General features: G+C 62.1%; 20 protein-coding genes. 15 read left to right on the plus strand and 5 right to left on the minus strand.

Going from position 1 to position 19,910, the window contains the following annotated elements:
• Nucleotides 1-136: 136 nt before the first annotated feature.
• The 3 genes from NZ746_09865 (at nucleotide 137) to NZ746_09875 (ending at nucleotide 4,287) form a co-directional block, all read left to right on the plus strand.
• The gene (locus NZ746_09865) at nucleotides 137-991 is read left to right on the plus strand and encodes an ABC transporter substrate-binding protein (protein ID MCS6817669.1); all 855 of its coding nucleotides are present in this window, start codon (nucleotides 137-139) and stop codon (nucleotides 989-991) included.
• Between the two features lie 3 nt (nucleotides 992-994).
• Entirely contained in the window at nucleotides 995-1,543 is a 549-nt protein-coding gene (locus NZ746_09870) for a carbon monoxide dehydrogenase subunit G (protein ID MCS6817670.1), read from the plus strand.
• 152 nt (nucleotides 1,544-1,695) lie between these two features.
• Complete coding sequence (locus NZ746_09875; protein ID MCS6817671.1) at nucleotides 1,696-4,287, plus strand: hypothetical protein; 2,592 nt, start codon at nucleotides 1,696-1,698, stop codon at nucleotides 4,285-4,287.
• A gap of 20 nt (nucleotides 4,288-4,307) precedes the next feature.
• Here the strand turns inward: NZ746_09875 and NZ746_09880 are convergent, their stop codons facing one another.
• Nucleotides 4,308-4,829: a metal-binding protein gene (locus NZ746_09880; GenBank protein MCS6817672.1), complete on the minus strand. Its 522-nt coding sequence runs from the start codon at nucleotides 4,827-4,829 to the stop codon at nucleotides 4,308-4,310.
• A 209-nt stretch (nucleotides 4,830-5,038) separates the two neighbouring features.
• On the opposite strand from NZ746_09880, the gene NZ746_09885 reads away from it, so the two are divergent.
• The 4 genes from NZ746_09885 to NZ746_09900 all read left to right on the plus strand — a co-directional run bounded on the left by NZ746_09885 (nucleotide 5,039) and on the right by NZ746_09900 (nucleotide 8,042).
• Complete coding sequence (locus NZ746_09885; GenBank protein MCS6817673.1) at nucleotides 5,039-6,919, plus strand: Na+:solute symporter; 1,881 nt, start codon at nucleotides 5,039-5,041, stop codon at nucleotides 6,917-6,919.
• The gene (locus NZ746_09890; GenBank protein ID MCS6817674.1) at nucleotides 6,916-7,056 is read left to right on the plus strand and encodes a hypothetical protein; all 141 of its coding nucleotides are present in this window, start codon (nucleotides 6,916-6,918) and stop codon (nucleotides 7,054-7,056) included. Before NZ746_09885 ends, NZ746_09890 begins: the two co-directional genes overlap by 4 nt.
• Complete coding sequence (locus NZ746_09895) at nucleotides 7,049-7,183, plus strand: hypothetical protein (GenBank protein MCS6817675.1); 135 nt, start codon at nucleotides 7,049-7,051, stop codon at nucleotides 7,181-7,183. The genes NZ746_09890 and NZ746_09895 overlap by 8 nt, the downstream gene beginning before the upstream one ends.
• A gap of 103 nt (nucleotides 7,184-7,286) precedes the next feature.
• The gene (locus NZ746_09900; GenBank protein ID MCS6817676.1) at nucleotides 7,287-8,042 is read left to right on the plus strand and encodes a YebC/PmpR family DNA-binding transcriptional regulator; all 756 of its coding nucleotides are present in this window, start codon (nucleotides 7,287-7,289) and stop codon (nucleotides 8,040-8,042) included.
• A 369-nt stretch (nucleotides 8,043-8,411) separates the two neighbouring features.
• On the opposite strand, the gene NZ746_09905 is transcribed toward NZ746_09900, so the two are convergent.
• Nucleotides 8,412-8,717, minus strand: coding sequence for an MTH1187 family thiamine-binding protein (locus NZ746_09905; protein MCS6817677.1), 306 nt, complete (start codon nucleotides 8,715-8,717; stop codon nucleotides 8,412-8,414).
• A 10-nt stretch (nucleotides 8,718-8,727) separates the two neighbouring features.
• Complete coding sequence (locus NZ746_09910; protein ID MCS6817678.1) at nucleotides 8,728-9,231, minus strand: Hsp20 family protein; 504 nt, start codon at nucleotides 9,229-9,231, stop codon at nucleotides 8,728-8,730.
• A 300-nt stretch (nucleotides 9,232-9,531) separates the two neighbouring features.
• On the opposite strand from NZ746_09910, the gene NZ746_09915 reads away from it, so the two are divergent.
• From NZ746_09915 to NZ746_09950, 8 genes are all read left to right on the plus strand, one after another.
• Entirely contained in the window at nucleotides 9,532-9,987 is a 456-nt protein-coding gene (locus NZ746_09915) for an Hsp20/alpha crystallin family protein (GenBank protein ID MCS6817679.1), read from the plus strand.
• Nucleotides 9,988-10,092: 105 nt separating this feature from the next.
• Entirely contained in the window at nucleotides 10,093-10,719 is a 627-nt protein-coding gene (locus NZ746_09920) for a DUF3365 domain-containing protein (GenBank protein ID MCS6817680.1), read from the plus strand.
• Between the two features lie 6 nt (nucleotides 10,720-10,725).
• Nucleotides 10,726-10,935, plus strand: coding sequence for a DUF1858 domain-containing protein (locus tag NZ746_09925; protein MCS6817681.1), 210 nt, complete (start codon nucleotides 10,726-10,728; stop codon nucleotides 10,933-10,935).
• Nucleotides 10,936-10,980: 45 nt separating this feature from the next.
• Entirely contained in the window at nucleotides 10,981-12,762 is a 1,782-nt protein-coding gene (locus tag NZ746_09930; GenBank protein ID MCS6817682.1) for an adenosylcobalamin-dependent ribonucleoside-diphosphate reductase, read from the plus strand.
• On the plus strand, nucleotides 12,719-13,615 hold the full coding sequence (gene tsaA / locus NZ746_09935; protein ID MCS6817683.1) for a tRNA (N6-threonylcarbamoyladenosine(37)-N6)-methyltransferase TrmO: 897 nt from the start codon (nucleotides 12,719-12,721) through the stop codon (nucleotides 13,613-13,615). The genes NZ746_09930 and tsaA overlap by 44 nt, the downstream gene beginning before the upstream one ends.
• 112 nt (nucleotides 13,616-13,727) lie before the next feature.
• Nucleotides 13,728-14,318: a sigma-70 family RNA polymerase sigma factor gene (locus NZ746_09940; protein ID MCS6817684.1), complete on the plus strand. Its 591-nt coding sequence runs from the start codon at nucleotides 13,728-13,730 to the stop codon at nucleotides 14,316-14,318.
• Nucleotides 14,318-14,569, plus strand: coding sequence for a zf-HC2 domain-containing protein (locus tag NZ746_09945; GenBank protein ID MCS6817685.1), 252 nt, complete (start codon nucleotides 14,318-14,320; stop codon nucleotides 14,567-14,569). Before NZ746_09940 ends, NZ746_09945 begins: the two co-directional genes overlap by 1 nt.
• Before the next feature lie 78 nt (nucleotides 14,570-14,647).
• Nucleotides 14,648-15,976 (plus strand): cytochrome C, encoded by a 1,329-nt coding sequence (locus NZ746_09950; GenBank protein ID MCS6817686.1) that lies wholly within the window; start codon nucleotides 14,648-14,650, stop codon nucleotides 15,974-15,976.
• A 59-nt stretch (nucleotides 15,977-16,035) separates the two neighbouring features.
• On the opposite strand, the gene NZ746_09955 is transcribed toward NZ746_09950, so the two are convergent.
• Together NZ746_09955 and NZ746_09960 are read right to left on the minus strand one after the other, a co-directional pair.
• A complete protein-coding gene (locus tag NZ746_09955; GenBank protein MCS6817687.1) occupies nucleotides 16,036-18,177 on the minus strand; it encodes a hypothetical protein in 2,142 nt (713 codons plus the stop codon).
• Between the two features lie 41 nt (nucleotides 18,178-18,218).
• Nucleotides 18,219-19,874 carry a VCBS repeat-containing protein gene (locus NZ746_09960; protein ID MCS6817688.1) on the minus strand — a complete coding sequence of 552 codons (1,656 nt, stop codon included), beginning with the start codon at nucleotides 19,872-19,874 and terminating at the stop codon, nucleotides 18,219-18,221.
• Nucleotides 19,875-19,910 lie beyond the last annotated feature (36 nt).

Here is a 19,910-nt window from a genome sequence, read left to right on the forward strand (position 1 = left end):
GGCAATGTCAAGCAAAAATTCCTTCCTCGAGCCGAGCTGGAGAGGGAAGCGCACGCTGGACCTCATCGGCAGGCGAGTGAGCGCTTGTCTTGCGCTTCTCGGTTCGATAAACTTGCGCCCTTGGGAGGTCGAAGGCATGGACGCATGGCTGTGCATTCGTATCGCGCACAGTCCGGACCCCGATGACGCCTTCATGTTCTACGCCCTCGCGAAGGGGAAGATTCCGACCGAAGGCTTTCGCTTCGAGCATGTGCTGCGGGACATCGAGTCGCTCAACCGCAGCGCGCTGGCGGGCGAGTACGAACTGACGGCGCTCTCGTTTCACGCCTATGCGTACGTCGCCGACACTTACGTGCTGTTGCGGAGCGGGGCGAGCATGGGGGAGGGCTACGGTCCGCTGCTTGTGGGGCGAAGCGCGATGACGATCGCCGATCTGGCTGGCGCGCGGATCGCCGTGCCGGGGACGTTGACGACGGCTTTCCTCGTGCTCCGGCTCGCCGTTCCGGACGCGCAGTATGAGGTCGTTCCATTCGATCGGATTCCGGAGTATGTCGCCGAGGGGAAGGCCGATGCGGGCGTGCTCATTCACGAGGGGCAACTGACGTATGCGGCGCTCGGATTGCAAAAGGTCCTGGACTTGGGCGAGTGGTGGTTCGCGCACACAGGACTTCCGCTGCCGCTTGGGGGGAACGCGGTGCGGCGCGATCTGGGGATCGAGGTGCAGCGCGCCCTGGCGAGATGGCTTCGGGAGAGCATCGCCTACGGACTCGCCCATCGGGAGGAGGCGCTCGACTACGCGCTCGGGTTCGGACGCGGCTTGGACCGAGCTTCGGCGGATCGCTTCATCCGGATGTACGTCAACGAGTGGACGCTCGATTGCGGGGAGCGGGGGGAGGCGGCGATTCGCCAGCTCTTGCAAATGGGGTATGAACGCGGCCTATTGCCACGTCCGGTCGCCGTCGAATTCGTCGGGGAATCACACGCCGGATAGGGGATGAAGATCGAGGGGACGCATACGTTCAAAGCGCCGCGCGAGATCGTGTGGCGCGTGTTGTTGGATCCGCAGGTGATCGCTCGTTGCGTGCCCGGGTGCCGACAGCTCGAGCCGGAAGCCGAGAATCAATACCGGGCCGTGCTCGAATTGGGCGTCGCCTCCATTCGAGGGACATACACGGGGACGTTCCGGTTGCGAGACCTCAATCCGCCCACTCGTTACGGGATCGTCTTTGAAGGGCGAGGTCCCCAAGGGTTCGCCAAGGGGACCGGAACGCTCATTCTCGAAGAGCGCGATGCGGAGACGTCCGTGCAGTATTCTGGAGACGTACAGGTGGGCGGCCCAATCGCCGGCGTCGGACAGCGCTTGCTGCAAGGAACGGCCCGCATGCTCGCCGGGCAGTTCTTCACGGCGCTCGAAGCTGAGATCGCCGCTCTCCAAAAGGCGGGGGTGAGTGGAGCGCCCGCGAGTGTTCCTCGGCATGGGATCCTTCGAACGTTCCTCCGATACGTGTGGAATCGGGTGCGCGCTTTCTTCCGGCGGCGATGAGCTTCGACTCTGCTTGCCCTGTTGGCCCGGGGTGAGCCCTCCGCAAGAATCCTCGTTGACATAGCGTGGAGCCTTCACTATATTGCGCGTCTGCTGTCGGAAGGCATGCCTTTCCGGCGGTTGAACGTCGCGCAAAGGAGGATATGGGGTGTATGCGAGCTTTTGAGCGAACGTCATCTCCCGTGATCGATCGTCGGCGGCGAATCCTCATCATCGGCCTCATGCTCGGGCTCTTGGCTTCCTCCTCCCCTGAGCATTTCGCCCAAGGCTCGTGGCAACGAGTGATTGGAACGGGCGAACTCCCTCCACCGGGGCCGTATGAGTATCGCTTGAGCGTGATGAACAACAATGGCATGGACGTTCGGCAGGGCTTCTTTGGCACCCGGGTGTTCTATCGAGCGAAATGGCTTGGGCCGGTCCTGCGCGATCATCAGATCAACGCGGCGCGGGATGTCGCCTTCGCTCTCGCTGAGGAGACGGGCATGTTGCGCGGAGCGATCTTCCTTCGCGAAGCGGCCACTCGTCAATGGCGGCGGATCGTTCAGATCGGGGATCGCACGCCGGAGGGGGAGGTCTTCACGCGGCTTGTGGAATTCTCCCTCAACGATGGGCGACAGATCCTCTTCGCGGCGGAGACTTCGGGACCGCCGCCCGAGGAAGGGATTCCGAGCGCCGGGCTTTTCCTGGCCGATGGGAGGACGATCGTCACCCTCCTCAAGACGGGGATGACGACCCCAGCGGGAACGCTCCTCAGCTTCTCGAACCCGCGATTGACGAACGACGGCCGGGCTTACTTTGTGGCGTCCGTGCGCACGGCGCAAGGGGCTGCAGAGACGGTGATCTTCCGCTACGCGGGGGGAACGCTGGATGTGCTCGCCCGTAAGAGCGATCCTGCGAGCACGGGCAGAATCCTCCTGGCCCTTCAGGCCGTGAGCCCACAAGGAGATGCCATCGCTTTCTTGGATCAAGTGGAGCGAGCCCTCTACGTCAGGAGGGGCGATTCGACGATTCGGGTTGTGAGAATTGGCGATGCGGCACCCGGCGTCTCGGGAGGGACGTTCGTGGACCTCGCTGCGCCAGTCGACGCGATCTTTCCTGGATTGCCTTTTCTCGTCTCTCCGAATTCGCTCGGGCCTGGTGGCGATTTCGTGTTCGTCGGGGCGTTTCGCCGACCGAACCAGCAAGATCAAACGTTCGCGCTTTATCGCTACGCGTCCCCAAGCGGCCTTCAGGAGATCGTCCGCACGGGACAAAGCGTCGGCGGTTTCAGCGTGCAATTCCTCTGGGCGCCGACCTTGGGCGAAGGTGGAGTGATTTACTGCGGCGCAGCTTCGCAATCCATCCTCGGTGGAGGGATTCTTCGCTTCGAGGGGAACAGCCGACAAGCGCAGAAGTTTCCTGGAGCGACGCAAACGGAGGAGAATTTGCTGCCCTATGCCATCAATCGCCGGGGCGACGCTGTGTACGATCATATCCAGATCGTTCTGAACGCGAACTTCTCGACGCCGACCGGTCCTTTTGATAGACCCGCCTTTGGATTGAACGTTTCGCTTCGGTTGCACACGGGATCGGCGTCTTCGGAGACGTTGCTGGGTCCAGTCCAGTCCGCTCTTCCGGATAGTCCCTTTCTGGGCTTCTCGAATCTCGCTGCCAATCGTCGCGGCGATCTTCTCTTCATCGGGAATGTGAGCGGAGGCCGACATCTCTTCCGGGTCCGAGATGGCACGATAGAACTGGTGGCCCATCAAGGTCAGGTGATCGGAGGTCTCAAGATTCGCTCCGTCACAGAGGCGGCCATCAATGATGCGGGCGTGATCGCCCTGCAAGTGGAGACGGAGGATGGGTCGGCGCTCCTGGTCCGCCGCGGAGGAGCGTTCCAAAAAGTCGTGGCTTCCGGAGATACCGTTCCTGGCGGACGCATGGTGGATATTTTCGACATCAGCCTGAATGAGCCGGGACAGATCGCGTTCATCGCGAACGTGGCAGGCGAGGCCGGGGAGAATGTACGAAACCTCGTGTTCGTGGCCCGACCGACGACGGAGGGATATAGCCTCGACCCGTTCTCGATCGTGGATCTGTCCTCGCTTCCACGCCTTCGGAACGCACAGGCGATCTTCTTCATGGATGTGGCGCTTGCCGATGATGGGACGCTCGCCCTCACGGTGCGCGCGCCGCGCGATGAGGGGGTTATTCTTGCGATCCCTCGACGGACGGGTCCCGGATACACGTTCCAGAAGGTCGCCGAGAGCAGTGGGGCGACGCCTTTGGGAGGCACCTTCCGCCGCGGTTCGGAGCTACAGATCGGCGGGTTCGCGCCGGAAGTCTTCTCTTTCCCTCAGATCAATGCCCAAGGAGTCGTCAGCTTCGTCGGCGTGGTGAGCCTTCCAAGCGGCGGCGAAGCACGTGCCCTCTTCGCATACTCGGGCGGATCGCTCGCGAAAGTCGTAGCGGATGGTGATCCGACGCCTGAAGGGACGCCGGTCGAGCTTCCGCTGTTACCGGCGCACAGCATGTCGCCTACGGGTGAGATCGTCTTCTTGAGTCTGCGGTCTGGCGAACCGAACTTGTATCTCTGGAGGCAGGGAACGCTCCGACGACTGATCGGCGCTCGACACCCTGGGCCTCAAGGAGAGCTGTTGACGCCGACTCCACCGCTTCTGGCGGTCGGAGGGGGAGTCGTCTTCGTGGGGGCGGTTCTCAACGCCGACTCGCGGCTGGCGATTTATCGGCTCGCTTTGAACTGAGACCGACCGAACTTTTCCGCTCACAGAAGGCGTTTGGTCTGTGTCCAGAGGCTCCAGAGCCAATCGGCGAGCGTGTGAGCAGCAGCTCCCCACCAGAGGCCGAAAAAGAGGGCGAGCCAATATCGGCGTTCTACGGAGAGCAGCCAGCGCTTCACCGAGATCCAGGCCTGACGCAGACTCTCGCTCGCTCCCGGTTGCTCTTGCAGGGCGTGCCAGAACAGGATTCCCGCGGCACCAAGCAGGGCGAGCATGATCGAGAGATACACCGTGCGAACGAACGTGCCGAGCAACAGTCCGTGCGACAGCCGCGAGCGATGGCGGATGAGCACCTGATATGGCCACCAGAGGAATCGGAGCGGTCCCCATCGGGCATACGGCTTGCTTTGCACGTCCAGGTCGGGATTGAACATGAATCCGGAGAAGAGGGTGGCGAGCGTCACGAGCCAGGCCAGATCGCGGCTCGCTGTGAGCGCATGCGTGAGGAGGAACGTCGGCAGAGCGAGCGCCAGCGTGATCGCGTCATGAGTCTTGGCTCGAGGCATTTGCCCTCCTCCTGACGTCTGCCATTGTACGAAGCCGCGATGCGAAAAGCCAGTAGCGCCAGCGCGCCAGCTTCATTCGCTCGAAACGAATTGCTATAATTGCGGCTCCAGTTTTCGGATCTCGCGCCAGAGCGAAGCGCGATCGGCTTCGCTGGGAGTGCTATGTGCGTGAGGTTAACGGCGAGAGTAAAGAGGGGAGATGAGGTCGTATGGTGCGCTTCACGACGCTCGACTGGATCTGGGTGGGGCTCTATCTGCTCCTGATGGTGGGCTGCGGCGTGCTCTTCTATCGCCTGGGCAAACGTTCGGAGGCGGATTTCTTCCTGGCTGGGCGAGGTCTGCCATGGTGGTTGCCGGCCACTTCAGTTTATGCCACGCATACAGCGACCGACACACCGATGTGGGTCACCGGCATCGTCTACCAGCACGGGTTGCGCGGTCTTTGGTACACGTTCTTCTCCGCGTGGTGCGCCATCAGCGCCTTCGTGAGCGCGCGCATCTTCCGTCGTTCGCTGGCCTATAGTCAGGCCGAGTGGCAGAGCTTGCGCTTCAGCGGATTGGGGAGCGAACTCCTGCGCGGATGGATCGCCGGGTGGATGGTCTTCATGAACATGTTCATCCTCGGCTGGGTCGGCATCGCGATGGGGAAGCTCTGCGAGCTGATCTTCGGTTGGCCGGAGTGGGTGGGCCTCGTGTTGTTTTCGACGATCTGCGCCATCTACGTCTTGGCCGCCGGATATTGGGGAGTCGTCATCGCCGATTTCCAACAAGGGATCATCGCCTTCATCGCGATCCTGATCGTCTCCTTTTGGGGAATCCTCGAGGCCGGAGGCGCGCAGGGGATCGTGGCGCGGCTGCAGGCAATGGGGGAAGAGTGGCGCCTCAATCCCTTCGCGTTCACAGGCGTGTTCTCCGGGGACTTCCCCATCGCTTGGTTCGTGACGATGCTGGTGATCGCCATCATCGGAGGGTTCGGGATGGGCACGGCCATTGATTGGTACATCGAGGCCCAGCGGATTCAATCGGCGCGCACCGTTCGCGATGCCTCGTACTCGATCTGGTGGGGGACGATGCTCGTGCTCACGCGCAACGCCTTGTGGGCCGTCGCCATCCTGGGCTTCTATGTCCTCTATCCCAACATCCCCGATCGCGCCGAATACGAGTTGGGGTGGTACCGATTAGGCTTGGAGCTTCTTCCCGCGGGGATGTTGGGCTTCTTCTTCGCGGCGATCGTCGCCATTCACCTTTCGACGATCGCCTCGCATTTGAACCTGGGCGCCGTGTACGCGACGCGCGACCTGTATCACCACTACATCCGGCCGCAGGCATCCGAGCGGGAATTGGTCTGGGTGGGGCGGATCTCGACGCTGCTGGTGCTCATCGGCTCGTTCTTCTACGGCCTGATGATGGAGGAGATCACGAAATGGCTCATCTTCGCCCTCTGGATCATGGCGGCCGGCGTGTGGCTGCCCAACATCTTGCAGGTCGTCTGGTGGCGCTTCAACGCCTGGGGATACCTGATCTCGTGGATCGCGAATTTGGGCCTGAGCTGGTTGATCGTTTGGGTCCTGCCGGCCTTCGGCGTGTTGCCGAGGTTGCCCGATTATATGCAATTCTGGATCCTCATGGGGCTGGGCGCGCTCATCTACGTGCCGGTGACGTATCTGACGCCGCCCGAGGATATGCGACAGCTCGTGCGCTATTACGTCATGTCGCGCCCCATCGGTTGGTGGGGGCCTGTGCGGGCAGAGGCCGAACGCTTGGGCTTGATCACTCCACGAAACGTGACGCGCCATTCCTTCCTCAAGCGCACCTGGTCGGCTGAAGAGGCTGATGAGTGGACCCGGGAGGATTGGCTGGCCATCCTCATCTCTCCCCTCGCCTACATGGCCTTGATGCTCGGCGTGGCCCTAGTGCTCCTGCGGATGTGGAGCGGCGTGGTCATCCTCCTCGCGGGCATCGGGCTGACGGCGATCATGCACTGGATCATTGATCCCAAGCTCAAGGCCGTCTCGGCGGAGTACGAGAAGAAGCAAAAGGCCTATTTGGAACAGCTCGATAAGATCCTGCGCTGGGAGGACGTGCGATGAACGAAGGGTTCTCGGTGTTGATCGGTCTCTCCATCGCCTACGTGGCTTCGTTTCTGGGAATGCTCTTCGCCTACATCTCCTATCGCCGCCGACAACGCGAACGCGCTCAGGCGAGCAAGGAGGAGGAGCATGCCTGAAGGAGCGCTCCTTCTGCAGACGACGCGCCCGCAGAATACATTCTGGGGGATCGTGGTGCCCTCGTTGATCTTCCTGCTCTCGTTCCTCGTCGCCTATGCGCTTTATCGGAAGTTCGCCCAGAAGTAAAAGATCGAAGGAGGAGTTGGCGCTCATCTGCAGACCGTGATATGATTGAGACTCCCGACGAGGGGATCTCGTCCGAGAAGATCTCGAACCAGGGGATGGACGGATGTCGGGACATTCGAAGTGGCACCAAATCAAACATAAGAAGCTCGCCGCAGACGCCAAGCGGGGGAAGCTCTTCAGCAAACTGATCCGCGAGATCAGTGTCGCGGCCCGATTGGGCGGCGGAGATCCGGAGACGAATCCGCGCTTGCGGAAGGCGATCGCCGAAGCCAAGGCTAATAACATGCCGCAGGAGACCATCCAGCGGGCCATTGATCGCGGCACGGGGAAGATCGCCGGCGAACAGTACGAGGAAGTGATCTACGAGGGCTACGGTCCGGGAGGAGTCGCCGTCTTGGTCGAAGCGCTCACGAGCAATCGGAATCGGACCGTCTCCGAGCTGCGGCATATCTTCTCCCGGCACGGGGGGAACCTCGGCGAGAGCGGGTGCGTTGCTTGGATGTTCCAGAAGAAGGGCTATATTGCCGTGGAGAAAGGCGCTCTCTCCGAGGAAGCGATCTTCGATCTCGCGCTAGAGGCGGGCGCCGAAGACGTGCGCGTGGATGACGAGGGGAACTATGAGATCCTCACGGCGCCGGAGGATTTCGATCTCGTCCTAGAGAGGGTCAAGCAAGCGGGGATTCAGCCGCTCACGGCCCAGATCACGATGATCCCGCAATCCTACGTGCGCCTGGAGGGGAAAGACGCCGCCATGATGCTGAAGCTCATGGACGCGCTCGAGGATCACGACGACGTGCAGCGCGTCTCGGCGAACTTCGATATCCCGGCCGAGGAGATGGCGCGCGCCGCGCTCTCTTGATACGGATCGTCGCGCGTGATCCTTTCCTTTCCGCGTGGAGGTGCATCTCTTCGCCGATATGGCGTGTCGCTCTCCCCGATCGCATCGCGCATATCAGGCTCAGCGCGCTATTGCCAACTTCCACTGGAATACGCGAGGCAGATGCCGAGTAGGCAACGTCGTCCCCAAGAGGACGTGGTTTCTCGCGTCGCGAGCTTCAGTGGAACACCCCGTTGGCGTTCGTCCTAACGCCCTGCTGAATCGCCGAGAGATTCGTGTGGGGAAGTTCCGAATCGCGCAGCGCGAAAATTCGCGGTCAATAGATTCACGACGGCGCTGAGGACGTTCACTTCTCTCATCCTCAGACGCCACTATGCGTGTTCTCGAAGCTCACTTTCGCGCGAGTCGTCTTTTGACCGACGCGACTTTGCTGCGCATCGTCACGCTCTTATCCCGGCGATCGTCAATCGTGATCGTCGTGATGACGCGTTGCGCGCCGTGACGAAAGGCTGCCTCGTGCATCTTGCGAGCGAGGGAGAAGATGTCTCGGAGCTCCCCCTCAAACAACGTCCCCATCGGGGAGATCTCATACGGAACCCCCGCTTTCTCCAACACGCGAACGGCAGCCGCGATATGATCGCCAAGACTGGGCGTCCCGGTTCCAATTGGAACGACGCTGACTTCGACAAGCGCCATAACGTCCCTCCTAGGTCGTGCGCTCTCGGCGCGAGCGCTTTGGGCGAGGAAGGGACCGCTCGGCTTTGGGCTTGGGGAGCGTCACCGTGAGCACGCCATCGCTCAACCGGGCTTTCGCGCGCGTGGAATCCACGGGCTGTGGGAGCCACACTTCGCGAAAGATGGGACCATAGCGGAATTCATCGCCGTGGACGCGTACGCCTTCGGTCGTCCCCTCGACGCGCGCTTCTCCGAGCAAGAGAACGCGCTCGGCCTCGGTGACGACGCGCACGTCTGTGGCGCGCACTCCGGGAAGGCGGAATTTCAGGACGAATTCCTGCGGATGTTCCTCCAGGCGAAGCTCCGGCTTCCAAACGAGCTGGCTCTCGGCCGTCAGCCAATCCTCCAACTCATGTCCCGGCGCATATCCGCGCCGCGCCGCTAATTCGTAAGCCCGTTCGGCGATGCGAGCCCGAATCCGATCGGCTTCCTCGCGGATAGGCGATGAATACGGATGAACGCGAATGACAGCCATCTCCGTCTCCTCCTCGGATGAAAAACACGCACCAATTTTAGGCGACACAGAGAAGAAGGAGCAACGGCATGAGCTTTCGATGGGCGTCCAAAGCGCCATTGACAGCGTTTTGGAGAGCCGCCTATTCTTCGAGAGGCCTTTGAGGAGATGGGGCGATCGCGTGGATTGGCTGAAACCTCAGCCGTCTCCATGGATCAGAACAGTGTAGACGACGAGCCGGAGCGCCAACGTTCCGGCTCCCAATTCCGCCCCGAGGGGATGGGGCGGCCGACGAATCTTCACGAAAGGAGGGCGATACCTATGGCGCTCGTTCGATGGAGACCCTTCCGCGAATTGGAGATGTTTCGACGGGAGATTGACCGTCTCTTCGACGAGATCTTCGAGCGAGAATTCCCGGCTCCGCGTCGGGCGCGAGAGATCACGCGCGTCTTCGTGCCCGCCGTGGACATGTATGAGAAGCCGGACGAGATCGTGCTCAAGGCCGAGCTGCCGGGGATGAACCGAGACGACATCAACATCGAGTTGACCGAGGACGCGATCACGATCTCGGGCGAGATCAAGCGGGAGGAGGAGGTGAAGGAGGCCGACTACTACTGTGCCGAGCGCACGTACGGCCGATTCTCGCGCACGATTGATCTGCCCGTGAAGGTGAACATGGAGAAGGCGGAAGCGACGTACAAGGATGGGCTCTTGGAGATTCGGTTGCCCAAGGCCGAGGAGGCCAAGCGCAAAGAGATCAAGCTGAAGGTGAAGTGAGAGCGATCTGGCTGGGGGAGATCACTCCCACAGCCGGATCGTTCGAGCGCTCTTGCCATTCGCGCACAAGTCGGGAGGCACCAAGCCTCCCAAGGAGATGGGAATATGCTGATGGCGAAGCTTCTCGCTCTCATCACCCTGGTGGGGCTCTTCGCTGGGATGCCGGCGGTCTCTCCGCGCGCTTATTCCGAGGGACCGAAGGAAAGCGCGGCGCAAGAGGAATCCACGGAATCAGCACTTCGCCAAGCGCGCCGGCTGGCGGATGAGTTGCTGGAGAAGGTCCGTGGACTTCTCATGGCGGAGTTAGAGAAGGGCGGATATGAAGGCGCTGTGCGCGTCTGTTCGGAGATCGCGCAGGAGATCCCGCGCGAGATCGAGGCGCGAACAGGGGCTTCGATTCGACGGGTGAGTCTGAAGTACCGCAATCCCAAGGATATCCCCGACGAGTACGAGCGCCGCAAGCTCGAGGAGTTCGAGCAGCAACACCGCGCGCGAGCGCTCGCGGACGAATCGTTTGAGGTCGTGCGCGAGGATGGCCGACGGTATCTCCGCTACATGAGGCCGATCCTCGTCGGCCCGATGTGCATCACCTGTCACGGACCGAAGGAAGCCATCCCCTCTTCAGTGCGAGCGCTCCTCGCCGAGAAGTATCCCGAGGATCGGGCGATCGGGTATCGCTCCGGGGATCTGCGAGGGGCGGTGAGCGTCAAAATCCCTCTCCCAGAGCAGTGAGCCGTCATGATCACGAAGGACATCGCGATCGAAGAGTTGGTCGCTCGGCATCCGGAGTCGGTTCGCTTCTTGCTGCAGAAGGGGATTCGATGTCTGGAATGTGGCGAACCGACATGGGGGACGCTGGAGGAGAGCGCGCGGGAGAAGGGGTACGATGAGGCGGCCGTTGAACGGCTCGTTCAAGAGCTGAACGAGTGGCTCCGGGCGAAGGCGTGAAGACGATTGCCGGTCGAGGACGAAAGCGGATAAGATAAACGAGTCATGGTCGAGGTGCCGCTTTCGCCGAACGCCCGTCGCGTCCTAGAATCCCGCTATTTGCGGCGGGATGCCGAGCGTCGGCTCATAGAGACTCCTGAGGAACTCTTCGCGCGCGTGGCGCGGGCGATTGCCGAGGCGGAGCTTTTGTTGGGAACGGCCGAGCGAGCCCGACGGTGGGAGGGGACGTTTCAAGAGTTGCTCACCTCGCGCGATTTCCTCCCAAACAGCCCCACGCTGATGAACGCCGGCACGCCTCTTGGGCAATTGAGCGCCTGTTTCGTGCTTCCGGTCGGCGATACGATGGAAGAGATCTTCGAGGCCGTGAAGCAGATGGCGCTCGTGCAACGCACGGGTGGGGGCACAGGTTTCTCCTTCTCTCGATTGCGCCCGAAGGGAGATGTTGTGGCTTCGACTGGTGGAGAAGCTTCGGGTCCCGTCTCGTTCATGAAGATCTTCGACAGCGCGACCGAACACATCAAGCAAGGCGGAAAGCGGCGCGGGGCGAACATGGGCGTCCTGCGCGTAGACCACCCGGATATCTTGGAGTTCATCACGGCCAAGCGAGATGAGCGAGCGCTTCAGAATTTCAACATTTCCGTCGCCGTGACCGATGCCTTCATGGAAGCCGCTCGTCGCGGCGAGGAGTACGAACTCATCAATCCGCGGACGGGGCGCACCGTCGGCCGATTGAACGCTCGACGCGTCTTCGAGGAGATCGTGCGCGCAGCATGGGAGACGGGCGATCCCGGACTGCTCTTCCTCGACGCCATCAATCGCGCGAACCCGACGCCGCAGCTCGGCGCGATTGAGGCGACGAACCCGTGTGGTGAGATCCCCTTGCTCCCCTACGAATCGTGCAATCTGGGCTCGATCAACTTGAAGCACATGCTGCGCCAGCGAGATGGGCGAGTGGAGGTGGATTGGGAGAAGCTCCGCGAGACCGTCCGAAAGGCCGTGCGATTTCTCGACGACGTCATTGAAGTGAATCGGTATCCGATCCCGGAGATCGAGCGCATGACGCGGGGGAATCGGAAGATCGGCCTGGGCGTGATGGGCTTCGCCGAGATGTTGATCCGACTCGGCCTCTCCTACGATTCGGACGAAGCGGTGGAGTTGGCCGAACGAGTGATGCGGGTGATCGCCGAAGAGGCGCTCGCCACGTCGGCGGCATTGGCGGAGGAGCGCGGCGTCTTCCCGAACTGGAAGGGGAGCGTGCATGAGGCGCACAACCGACGGTTGCGCAATGCGACGCTCACGGCCATCGCTCCCACGGGGACGATCAGCATCATCGCCGACACGAGCGCGAGCATTGAGCCGCTTTTCGCCCTCGCCTATCGGCGCACGCATGTGCTCGGCGGGCAAACGCTCTACGAGGTGAACCCTCTCTTCCTCGAATACCTGGACCGCCACGGGCTCAAGGCGGACGATGTGCTGGATGCCGTCCTCACGCGGGGGCGATTGCGTGACGTCGCTCACGTCCCCGAAGAGTTGAAGCGGCTCTTTGTGACGGCCTTGGAGATCCCTCCGGAGCGCCACCTGCAGATTCAAGCGGCCTTCCAGCGCGCCGTGGACAATTCGGTCTCGAAGACGATCAACATGCCTCAGGAAGCGACAGTCGAGGATGTCGCGCGAGCCTACTGGCGCGCGTGGGAGCTGGGATTGAAGGGCATCACGATCTACCGCTACGGGAGCAAATCAGCGCAGGTACTGGAACTGGGACTGGACGAGGAAGCTCATCACTATGACCATGCCTCCCGATGCGATCCCGAAGAATGTCGCGTCTGAGCGCCCATGGATTGGCGCGATGGTCCTCACGCCGATCGGCGTCGTGCGCAGTCCGATTGCCGATCGGCAAGAGATGCCGACCTTCGGCGTTCCCGCGCGGGTCGAGATCTTCCCCGAATTCGCCGATGGGCTCCGACATTTGCATAAGCACACGCACGTGTGGATCCTGGCATGGCTGCATGAGGCCGATCGCACGCGGCTCCTGGTGACCCCGCGCGGTGTGAGCGATCCGAGCGAAGCGGGCTTGCATGGCGTCTTCGCCGTGCGTTCGCCCACGCGTCCGAATCCCATCGCGTTGACGGCAGCACGGATTGAGCGGATCGAAGGAACATGCCTGCACCTGGATCGCTTGGATTTCGTGGACGGTACGCCCGTCGTGGATGTGAAGCCCTATTTTCGCAGTCGCGATGCGATCTATGCGGCGCGCAACGAACAAATCGGGCGGCCAGCTAATCGCCAGGCGCTCCTGGAATCGCTGCTCCTTCAGGCAGAACATTTCCACGGCGAACGCTGTGGCGGATTGGCCTTCGGCGCGCGCATCGTCGAACACTTCCGCTCGACTTTCCTCGATTTCGCCGAAGCGTGGGGCACGCACGCCATCGTCCCCGAAGATGCCGGGTGTTTGATTGACGCAGTGATGACGCTTGTCGGAGCGACGCCCGGTCGAGGAACGCTCGGATTTCATGGCGCGCCTTTCGTTCGCTTCATTCGCGATGACCGCGTCTACAACTACGTGCTGCTGGAGCCGGGACGGCGATGGTCGAGCTGGACGGCGCTCCCGGCCGATGTTATCCTCGCGCTTCCGGAAGAAGAGCTATTCCGCGCCAGCTCGACGCTCGTGCGCGCGAAGTGAGGCTCGCGGCGTCCCCTTGATCAGCGATCGAAGTGCTCGTGGCGCCTTGCCTCGCGCTTCCTTGTGCGCCTAGACTTCTCCCCCGATGGTGTCCGTCGAAGAGCAGAAGCTGGTGAATGAGCTGAAAGCCGGCAAGGAAGAAGCGTTCGGCCTTCTTCTGGACGTCTATGGGCGCCGACTCTACAACTTCGCCCTCCGAATGTGCCGACATGGCGAGGATGCGCGGGATGTGGTGCAGGAGACCTTGCTCGCCCTCGTGCGTTCTCTTCACACCTATCGGGGTGAAGGGTCGCTGCAAGCGTGGCTCTTTCACGTCGCCGCCAACGCTTGCCGGAAGATGCGCCGTCGAGGGAAGTTCGAGCCCGAGCAGGAATTATCCTTGGAGGCCTTCTTCCCTGCCGAGCAGGAGCAGAACGTGGAGATCCCCGATCCCCGCCCGAACCCCGAAGATCGGCTCCTGCGCACCGAATTGAACGCCGTGCTCGAAGACGCTATCGCCGAGCTGCCGACGAAGTATCGCAGTGTCCTCTTGCTGCGCGATGTGGAGCATCTCTCGACGGAGGAGACAGCGCGCGTGCTCGGACTCACGCCTCAAGCGGTCAAGACGCGACTTCATCGCGCTCGGCTCTTTTTGCGCGAGCGCTTGGCGCCGTATCTTGTGGCGTCCCCCGATTCGGGGACGCTCGAGTCGAAGGAGGGGTGATGCTGACCTGCCGCCAACTCTTCGAGCGCCTCTCGGAGTTCCTCGACGGGGAGCTGGCCGAAGATGTGTGCGCGCACATCCGCGCGCATCTCAGTCAGTGCGCGCCCTGCCGGACCTTCCTCCACACGTTGGAGAAGACCGTGCGCCTCTGCGAGCAACTCCCCTCTCCTCCGCTTCCCGACGACATCCGCCGCGATGTGCAGGAGCGACTCCGCGCGGAGTGGCGCCGACGCTTCGCGCGCTTCGAATGATCGGCTTGATTCGCCCTCGCGCCTCATATATACTCCGCGTCCGCGGCGGCGTGATCTTCAAAGAGGAGGGAGCGTGTTATGTCTGGACTCCGACGGATGCTTGGAATTGCCCTTGTGGTCGGGATGATCCTCGTCCTGGGCGAAGCGGTGCGTGGGCCTCGCGGAGATGCACGAGGGCTCTTCCCTTCTTCCTCTGAAGCGCGTCCTCGACAAGGGGCGGCCTGCGTTGAATGCCATAAGAAGGTCACCCCCAACATCGTCTCGGATTGGCAGTTGAGCAAGCACAGTCGGAATGGGATCGACTGTGCCGTCTGCCACGGCGAGGAGCACAAATCAGCCGAAGATGTGGAGAAGGTGCGCATCCCGACTCCGGAGACGTGTGCGCCCTGTCATGAGACGCAGGTCGAACAATTCAAGCGGGGCAAGCATGCCCTCGGGTGGGCGGCGATGAAGGCGATGCCGACGACGCATTGGCTCCCCATGGCGCTGACCGAAGGGATGAAAGGCTGCGGGGGATGTCACAAGATCGGCTTGAAGACAGAGGCGGAAATTCGGGAGCTGAAAAAGCAAGGCGCGGGATTCGGCGTGGCCTCGTGCGATGCGTGTCACACGCGGCACCTCTTCTCAGCGGAGGAAGCGCGCCAACCGCAAGCCTGTCAAACATGCCACATGGGCTTCGACCATCCGCAGTGGGAGATGTACTCGTCCTCCAAGCACGGGGTTCGATATCTCCTGAAGCAGAACAAGACGCTGCCGGAGACAGTTGCTGCCCCAACGTGCCAGACCTGCCACATGCCCGAAGGGAATCACGCCGTGCGCACGGCCTGGGGATTCTTGGCTGTGCGATTGCCGCTACCGGAAGATAAGCAGTGGGCGGCCGATCAGACGACGATCTTACAAGCGCTCGGCGTGCTCGATCCTGAGGGCAAGCCGACGGCTCGCTTCGATCTCGTGAAGCAAGCCGACGTCGCACGTCTCACCCAAGAGGATTGGCAGAAGGAGCGCGAACGCATGCTCCGCGTCTGCAATCAGTGCCATTCGCTCCATTTCGCGCGCGCCGAATTGGAAAAGGGCGATCAGATGATTCGGGAAGCCGACCGCTTGCTGGCCGAAGCCATTCGCATCGTCGCCGGCCTCTACAAGGATGGCATCCTGAAGAAACCGGCCCACTATGCGTATCCCTTCCCCGACCTCCTCGCTTTTCACGATGCGCCGACGCCGATCGAACAGAAGCTCTTCCTCATGCATTTGGAATATCGCATGCGGACGTTCCAAGGGACGTTTCACGCAAATCCCGATTACGCGCTCTGGTATGGCTGGAGCGAGATGAAGCGCGCGCTCACGGAGATTCGCGCGATGGCGGAGGAGTTGCGGCGCGCACATCGACCGCCGACGAGGAGGCGATAACCCGACACGAGGTGAATCCTGGGGCCGGGGCGGGAAGACTCCGGCCCCGTCTTTAGCGGCTAAGGTTCTGATGGCTGCTCCGGCTGCGGCCGCAATTTCCGCACGCGGTGGTTGAACGTATCGGCGATCACCAGATGCCCATCCGGAGCGATCGCCAATCCCGTTGGGAAATTCAACGTCGCCGCAGTCGCGAGTGCGCCATCGCCACCGAATCCGGCCGTCCCCCCTCCGGTCACCGTGTTGATGTTCCCATCGGAGCCGATCTTTCGCACGCGGTGATTCCCAGAATCGGCGATGTAGACCGTCCCCTCGGCATCCACGGCGAGCCCGCTCGGCGTATTCAACTCGGCCTCTTTGGCGGCACCGCCATCGCCGCCCGAACCCGGCGTCCCCTTCCCCGCGATCGTGACGATAGTGCCCGAAGAGAGATCCACGCGCCGCAGACGATGATTGCCCGCATCGGCGATGAGCAAGCGGCCGTCCTTATCGAAGGCAAGCGCCGCCGGGGTATCGAGTGCGGCAGCGATGGCCGGACCATCATCTCCCCCGAACCCTCGTTTCCCCGTCCCCACGATCGTCGTGATCGTACCGTCTAACTCCACGCGGCGCACTCGATTGTTCCCCGCGTCGGCAATATAGAGCCGACCCTCGGCATCCACGGCGACCGCTAATGGCAACCGGAGCTCGGCGCGTGTGGCCAAGCCCCCATCTCCCGAGAATCCCGCTCGTCCTGTTCCCGCGACCGTCGTGATCACACCGTCGGGAGTGATCTTGCGCACGCGGTGATTGAACGTATCGGCGATATAGAGGTTCCCTTCCGCATCCACCGCAAGACCACGGGGGAAATTCAATCGCGCTTCAATGGCTGGCCGTTCATCGCCGTTGTATCCCGAGAGGCCCGTGCCCGCGATCGTCTCAATGCGCGGATTCTCCGCGCCCAGCGTCAGGCGCCGAATTCGATGATGCTCTGTATCGGCGATGTAGAGGCGACCTCGCTTGTCTACGGCCACCCCATACGGCAGATTGAGCGTCGCCTGGCGCGGATCTCCCCCATCTCCGATCCCCCCTCCGGCGACCGTGCGAATCACCCCTTGTGGATCCACAGCCCGCACGCGATTGTTCCCGGAATCGGCGATGAAGAGCGTTCCATCATCCCCCAGAGCCAGCGCCACTGGCATATTCAATCGCGCTTGCAGAGCGCTTCCTCCATCTCCAGAGAACCCCCGAGCGCTACTTCCGGCCACCGTCGTGATCACTCCCGAGGGATCAATCTTGCGCACGCGATTGTTCCCGGAATCGGCCACGTACAGATTTCCCGCGTTGTCGAAGACCACATGCATGGGGACGTTCAAACTCGCTTGTGCGGCCGGTCCCCCATCTCCGGAGAACATCGGCAGCCCCGTTCCGGCGATCGTCGTGATCGTTCCCCCGGAGACTTTGCGGATGCGATGATTCCCGGCATCCACGATGAGGAGGTCGCCCGAAGGAGAAATGGCCACGGCCACCGGCGAATTCAATCGCGCTGCCGTCGCGGCCCCCCCATCGCCTCCAAATCCGCGCGTGCCATCGCCAGCGACCGTCGAGATGTTCCCGCTGCCGTCAACCTTTCGAATCCGATGATTGCCCGTGTCGGCGATATAGATGTTTCCGGCAGCGTCCACGGCCACTCCGCGCGGATTGCTGAGCTGCGCATTCTTGGCCGATCCCCCATCTCCGCCAAAGCCCGACGAGCCCGTTCCCGCAATCGTCGTGATGATGAGGGCATTCTCCCTGCGCTCAATCCGACGAATCCGGTGGTTCGCCGTGTCCACGACGAGCAGATTCCCATTCTGATCGAAGGCCAGACCGCGCGGCGACCAGAGTTGCGCTTTATCCGGCGGTCCGTCATCACCTCCAAATCCTTTGACCCCACTCCCGACGATCGTGATGATCGTCCCAGCGCGCTCCACTTTACGAATGCGATGATTCTCGGTGTCCGCGATCAACAGCTCGCCTTCCGGCGTCAGGAGAATCCCCGAGGGCGAAGCCAACATGGCCTGCAACGCGCTTTCCCCCTCGCCAACGCCTCCGCCGGCGATCGTCTCGATGATCAATAGGCGCGCCTCTTGCGCGCGGAGCATCATCCCGCCGTGAGAGAGTCCCATGAGGCATCCGCTCACGAGAGCGAGGATTTTCGCGCATCTCGGCATTCGGTTGAGCATACGGATCCTCCTCGGTGAGCATCTGTGGACGTCGCCCGCCTTCATCCTCCTCCCCCAGAGGGCATCAAGGGACCGAAGACGATGTACACCGATCCGGCGCTCAAGCGAACGCCTCCTCCTTCCGGAGCGCCCACCAGAAGATCGGGCACTCCATCCCCGTTCACATCGCCGAAGGCGATGGAGCTTCCCGCGCGCTCTCCGTTATTGGCGCCGAAGACGATGAAGTCCGGTTGCCCAGCATCGCGCGTCGTGCCCCTTCGGGAGATGTTTTGATCCAAGAAGGCCGCGATCTCGCCCGCATCAATCTTTTGATTCTCCTTGGCATCTCCTGCGGGAGCACCGACCATGAGATCCGCAATGCCATTCCCATCCAAATCCCCTGCAGCGAGCGCTACGCCGAATTCATCGAAGGGCTCGGCCCCATAGAGCACGACATCTGGCGCCGGAGCGACCGTCGCGGCGACATCTCGCGCTGTCGAGGAAGCGAGCGTCGCTCCTCCGAAGAAGATGTACACCTCGCCTGCATCCGGCCGCTTCTCCTCAGGCCCATCCGCTTGGATCGCGCTCACGACGAGATCGAGGATACCGTCCCCAGTCACATCGGCCAGAAGCAGCGCGTAGCCCAATAGGTCTTGCGCCGTCGCACCGAAGATCCGCACGTCTGGTCCCGCAGCCGATCCGGGCGCGATGTCGCGCACAGTCCCGCGGACCAACTGTCCTCCCCCGAAGATCACGTAGACTTCCCCAGCTTCGGACCGATCGCCCTGCGGACCATCCGCCAACGGAGCGCTCGCCACAATGTCGGGCACGCCATCGCCGTTCACGTCCCCGACGGCAATTTGGAATCCGAAGAAGCTGAGCAAGCTGGGCCCCAGAATCGTCACGTCTGCGCCCGCCGGATCGGCCAAGTCACGGGCCAAACCGCTCGCGAAGTCGCGCGCGCCGAAGATCACATGAAGCGTTCCGGCGAAGAGGCGTTCGCCTCGCGGCAGAGAGGCTGTCGCCGCTCCCGCGATGATGTCCGCGATACCGTCCCCATTGACATCTCCGACGGCGAGCGAGGACCCCAACGAAGCCGTCGGTTCCGGTCCGAAGATCACCATGTCGGCTCCAGGTGCGACCAATCCCGCCATATCGCGTATGGTCCCGCGCGTCAGATGCGGTCCTCCGAAGATGACGTAGATCTCTCCAGCGCTCGATCGCATCTCGCCCGGCCCATCCGCTCCCGGAGCGCCCGCGATGATGTCCGCGATACCATCCCCGTTGACATCTCCGACAGCGAGCGACGTGCCCATGCGATCGTTCGGGTCTGCTCCATGAATCACAATATCGGCGCGATCGTTCAAGTCCCGCGTCGTCCTGCGAATCAAATCCACCCCTCCCAATACGATGAACACGCCGCCGGCATCGAATCGGAAGCCCTCCGGCCCATTGGCCAAACGCGCGGCGACCACAACGTCATCCACGCCATCGCCGTTGACATCGGCCACACGAATGATCTCTAAGCGATCGCCGCTCGACGCTCCGTTAAGGGTGACGTGAATAGCACCCTGCGTGCCGAGATCAATCGTCGGAGGCGTCGTTTGCTGTCCCCATCCCACTCCGACGCCCCATTCGAAAAGCACGCCGCTCGCCACGATCAACCCGGCGATCTTTCGGACGAGCGCATTCGCATTCTTCAAAACAGCCCGCTTCATCCTCTTCGCCTCAAAGCGATGTCATGCGTTGGCCAT

The organism is Blastocatellia bacterium (assembly GCA_025055075.1).
In the GTDB taxonomy this organism is placed as follows: domain Bacteria; phylum Acidobacteriota; class Blastocatellia; order HR10; family HR10; genus HR10.

Bases quoted from the DNA above. Each gene is read 5' to 3' on its own strand.
- NZ746_09865 (MCS6817669.1), top strand. From the start codon at position 137: ATGGACGCATGGCTGTGCATTCGTATCGCGCACAGTCCGGACCCCGAT.
- NZ746_09870 (MCS6817670.1), top strand. From the start codon at position 995: ATGAAGATCGAGGGGACGCATACGTTCAAAGCGCCGCGCGAGATCGTG.
- NZ746_09875 (MCS6817671.1), top strand. From the start codon at position 1,696: ATGCGAGCTTTTGAGCGAACGTCATCTCCCGTGATCGATCGTCGGCGG.
- NZ746_09880 (MCS6817672.1), bottom strand. From the start codon at position 4,829: ATGCCTCGAGCCAAGACTCATGACGCGATCACGCTGGCGCTCGCTCTG.
- NZ746_09885 (MCS6817673.1), top strand. From the start codon at position 5,039: ATGGTGCGCTTCACGACGCTCGACTGGATCTGGGTGGGGCTCTATCTG.
- NZ746_09890 (MCS6817674.1), top strand. From the start codon at position 6,916: ATGAACGAAGGGTTCTCGGTGTTGATCGGTCTCTCCATCGCCTACGTG.
- NZ746_09895 (MCS6817675.1), top strand. From the start codon at position 7,049: ATGCCTGAAGGAGCGCTCCTTCTGCAGACGACGCGCCCGCAGAATACA.
- NZ746_09900 (MCS6817676.1), top strand. From the start codon at position 7,287: ATGTCGGGACATTCGAAGTGGCACCAAATCAAACATAAGAAGCTCGCC.
- NZ746_09905 (MCS6817677.1), bottom strand. From the start codon at position 8,717: ATGGCGCTTGTCGAAGTCAGCGTCGTTCCAATTGGAACCGGGACGCCC.
- NZ746_09910 (MCS6817678.1), bottom strand. From the start codon at position 9,231: ATGGCTGTCATTCGCGTTCATCCGTATTCATCGCCTATCCGCGAGGAA.
- NZ746_09915 (MCS6817679.1), top strand. From the start codon at position 9,532: ATGGCGCTCGTTCGATGGAGACCCTTCCGCGAATTGGAGATGTTTCGA.
- NZ746_09920 (MCS6817680.1), top strand. From the start codon at position 10,093: ATGCTGATGGCGAAGCTTCTCGCTCTCATCACCCTGGTGGGGCTCTTC.
- NZ746_09925 (MCS6817681.1), top strand. From the start codon at position 10,726: ATGATCACGAAGGACATCGCGATCGAAGAGTTGGTCGCTCGGCATCCG.
- NZ746_09930 (MCS6817682.1), top strand. From the start codon at position 10,981: ATGGTCGAGGTGCCGCTTTCGCCGAACGCCCGTCGCGTCCTAGAATCC.
- tsaA (MCS6817683.1), top strand. From the start codon at position 12,719: ATGACCATGCCTCCCGATGCGATCCCGAAGAATGTCGCGTCTGAGCGC.
- NZ746_09945 (MCS6817685.1), top strand. From the start codon at position 14,318: ATGCTGACCTGCCGCCAACTCTTCGAGCGCCTCTCGGAGTTCCTCGAC.
- NZ746_09950 (MCS6817686.1), top strand. From the start codon at position 14,648: ATGTCTGGACTCCGACGGATGCTTGGAATTGCCCTTGTGGTCGGGATG.
- NZ746_09955 (MCS6817687.1), bottom strand. From the start codon at position 18,177: ATGCTCAACCGAATGCCGAGATGCGCGAAAATCCTCGCTCTCGTGAGC.
- NZ746_09960 (MCS6817688.1), bottom strand. From the start codon at position 19,874: ATGAAGCGGGCTGTTTTGAAGAATGCGAATGCGCTCGTCCGAAAGATC.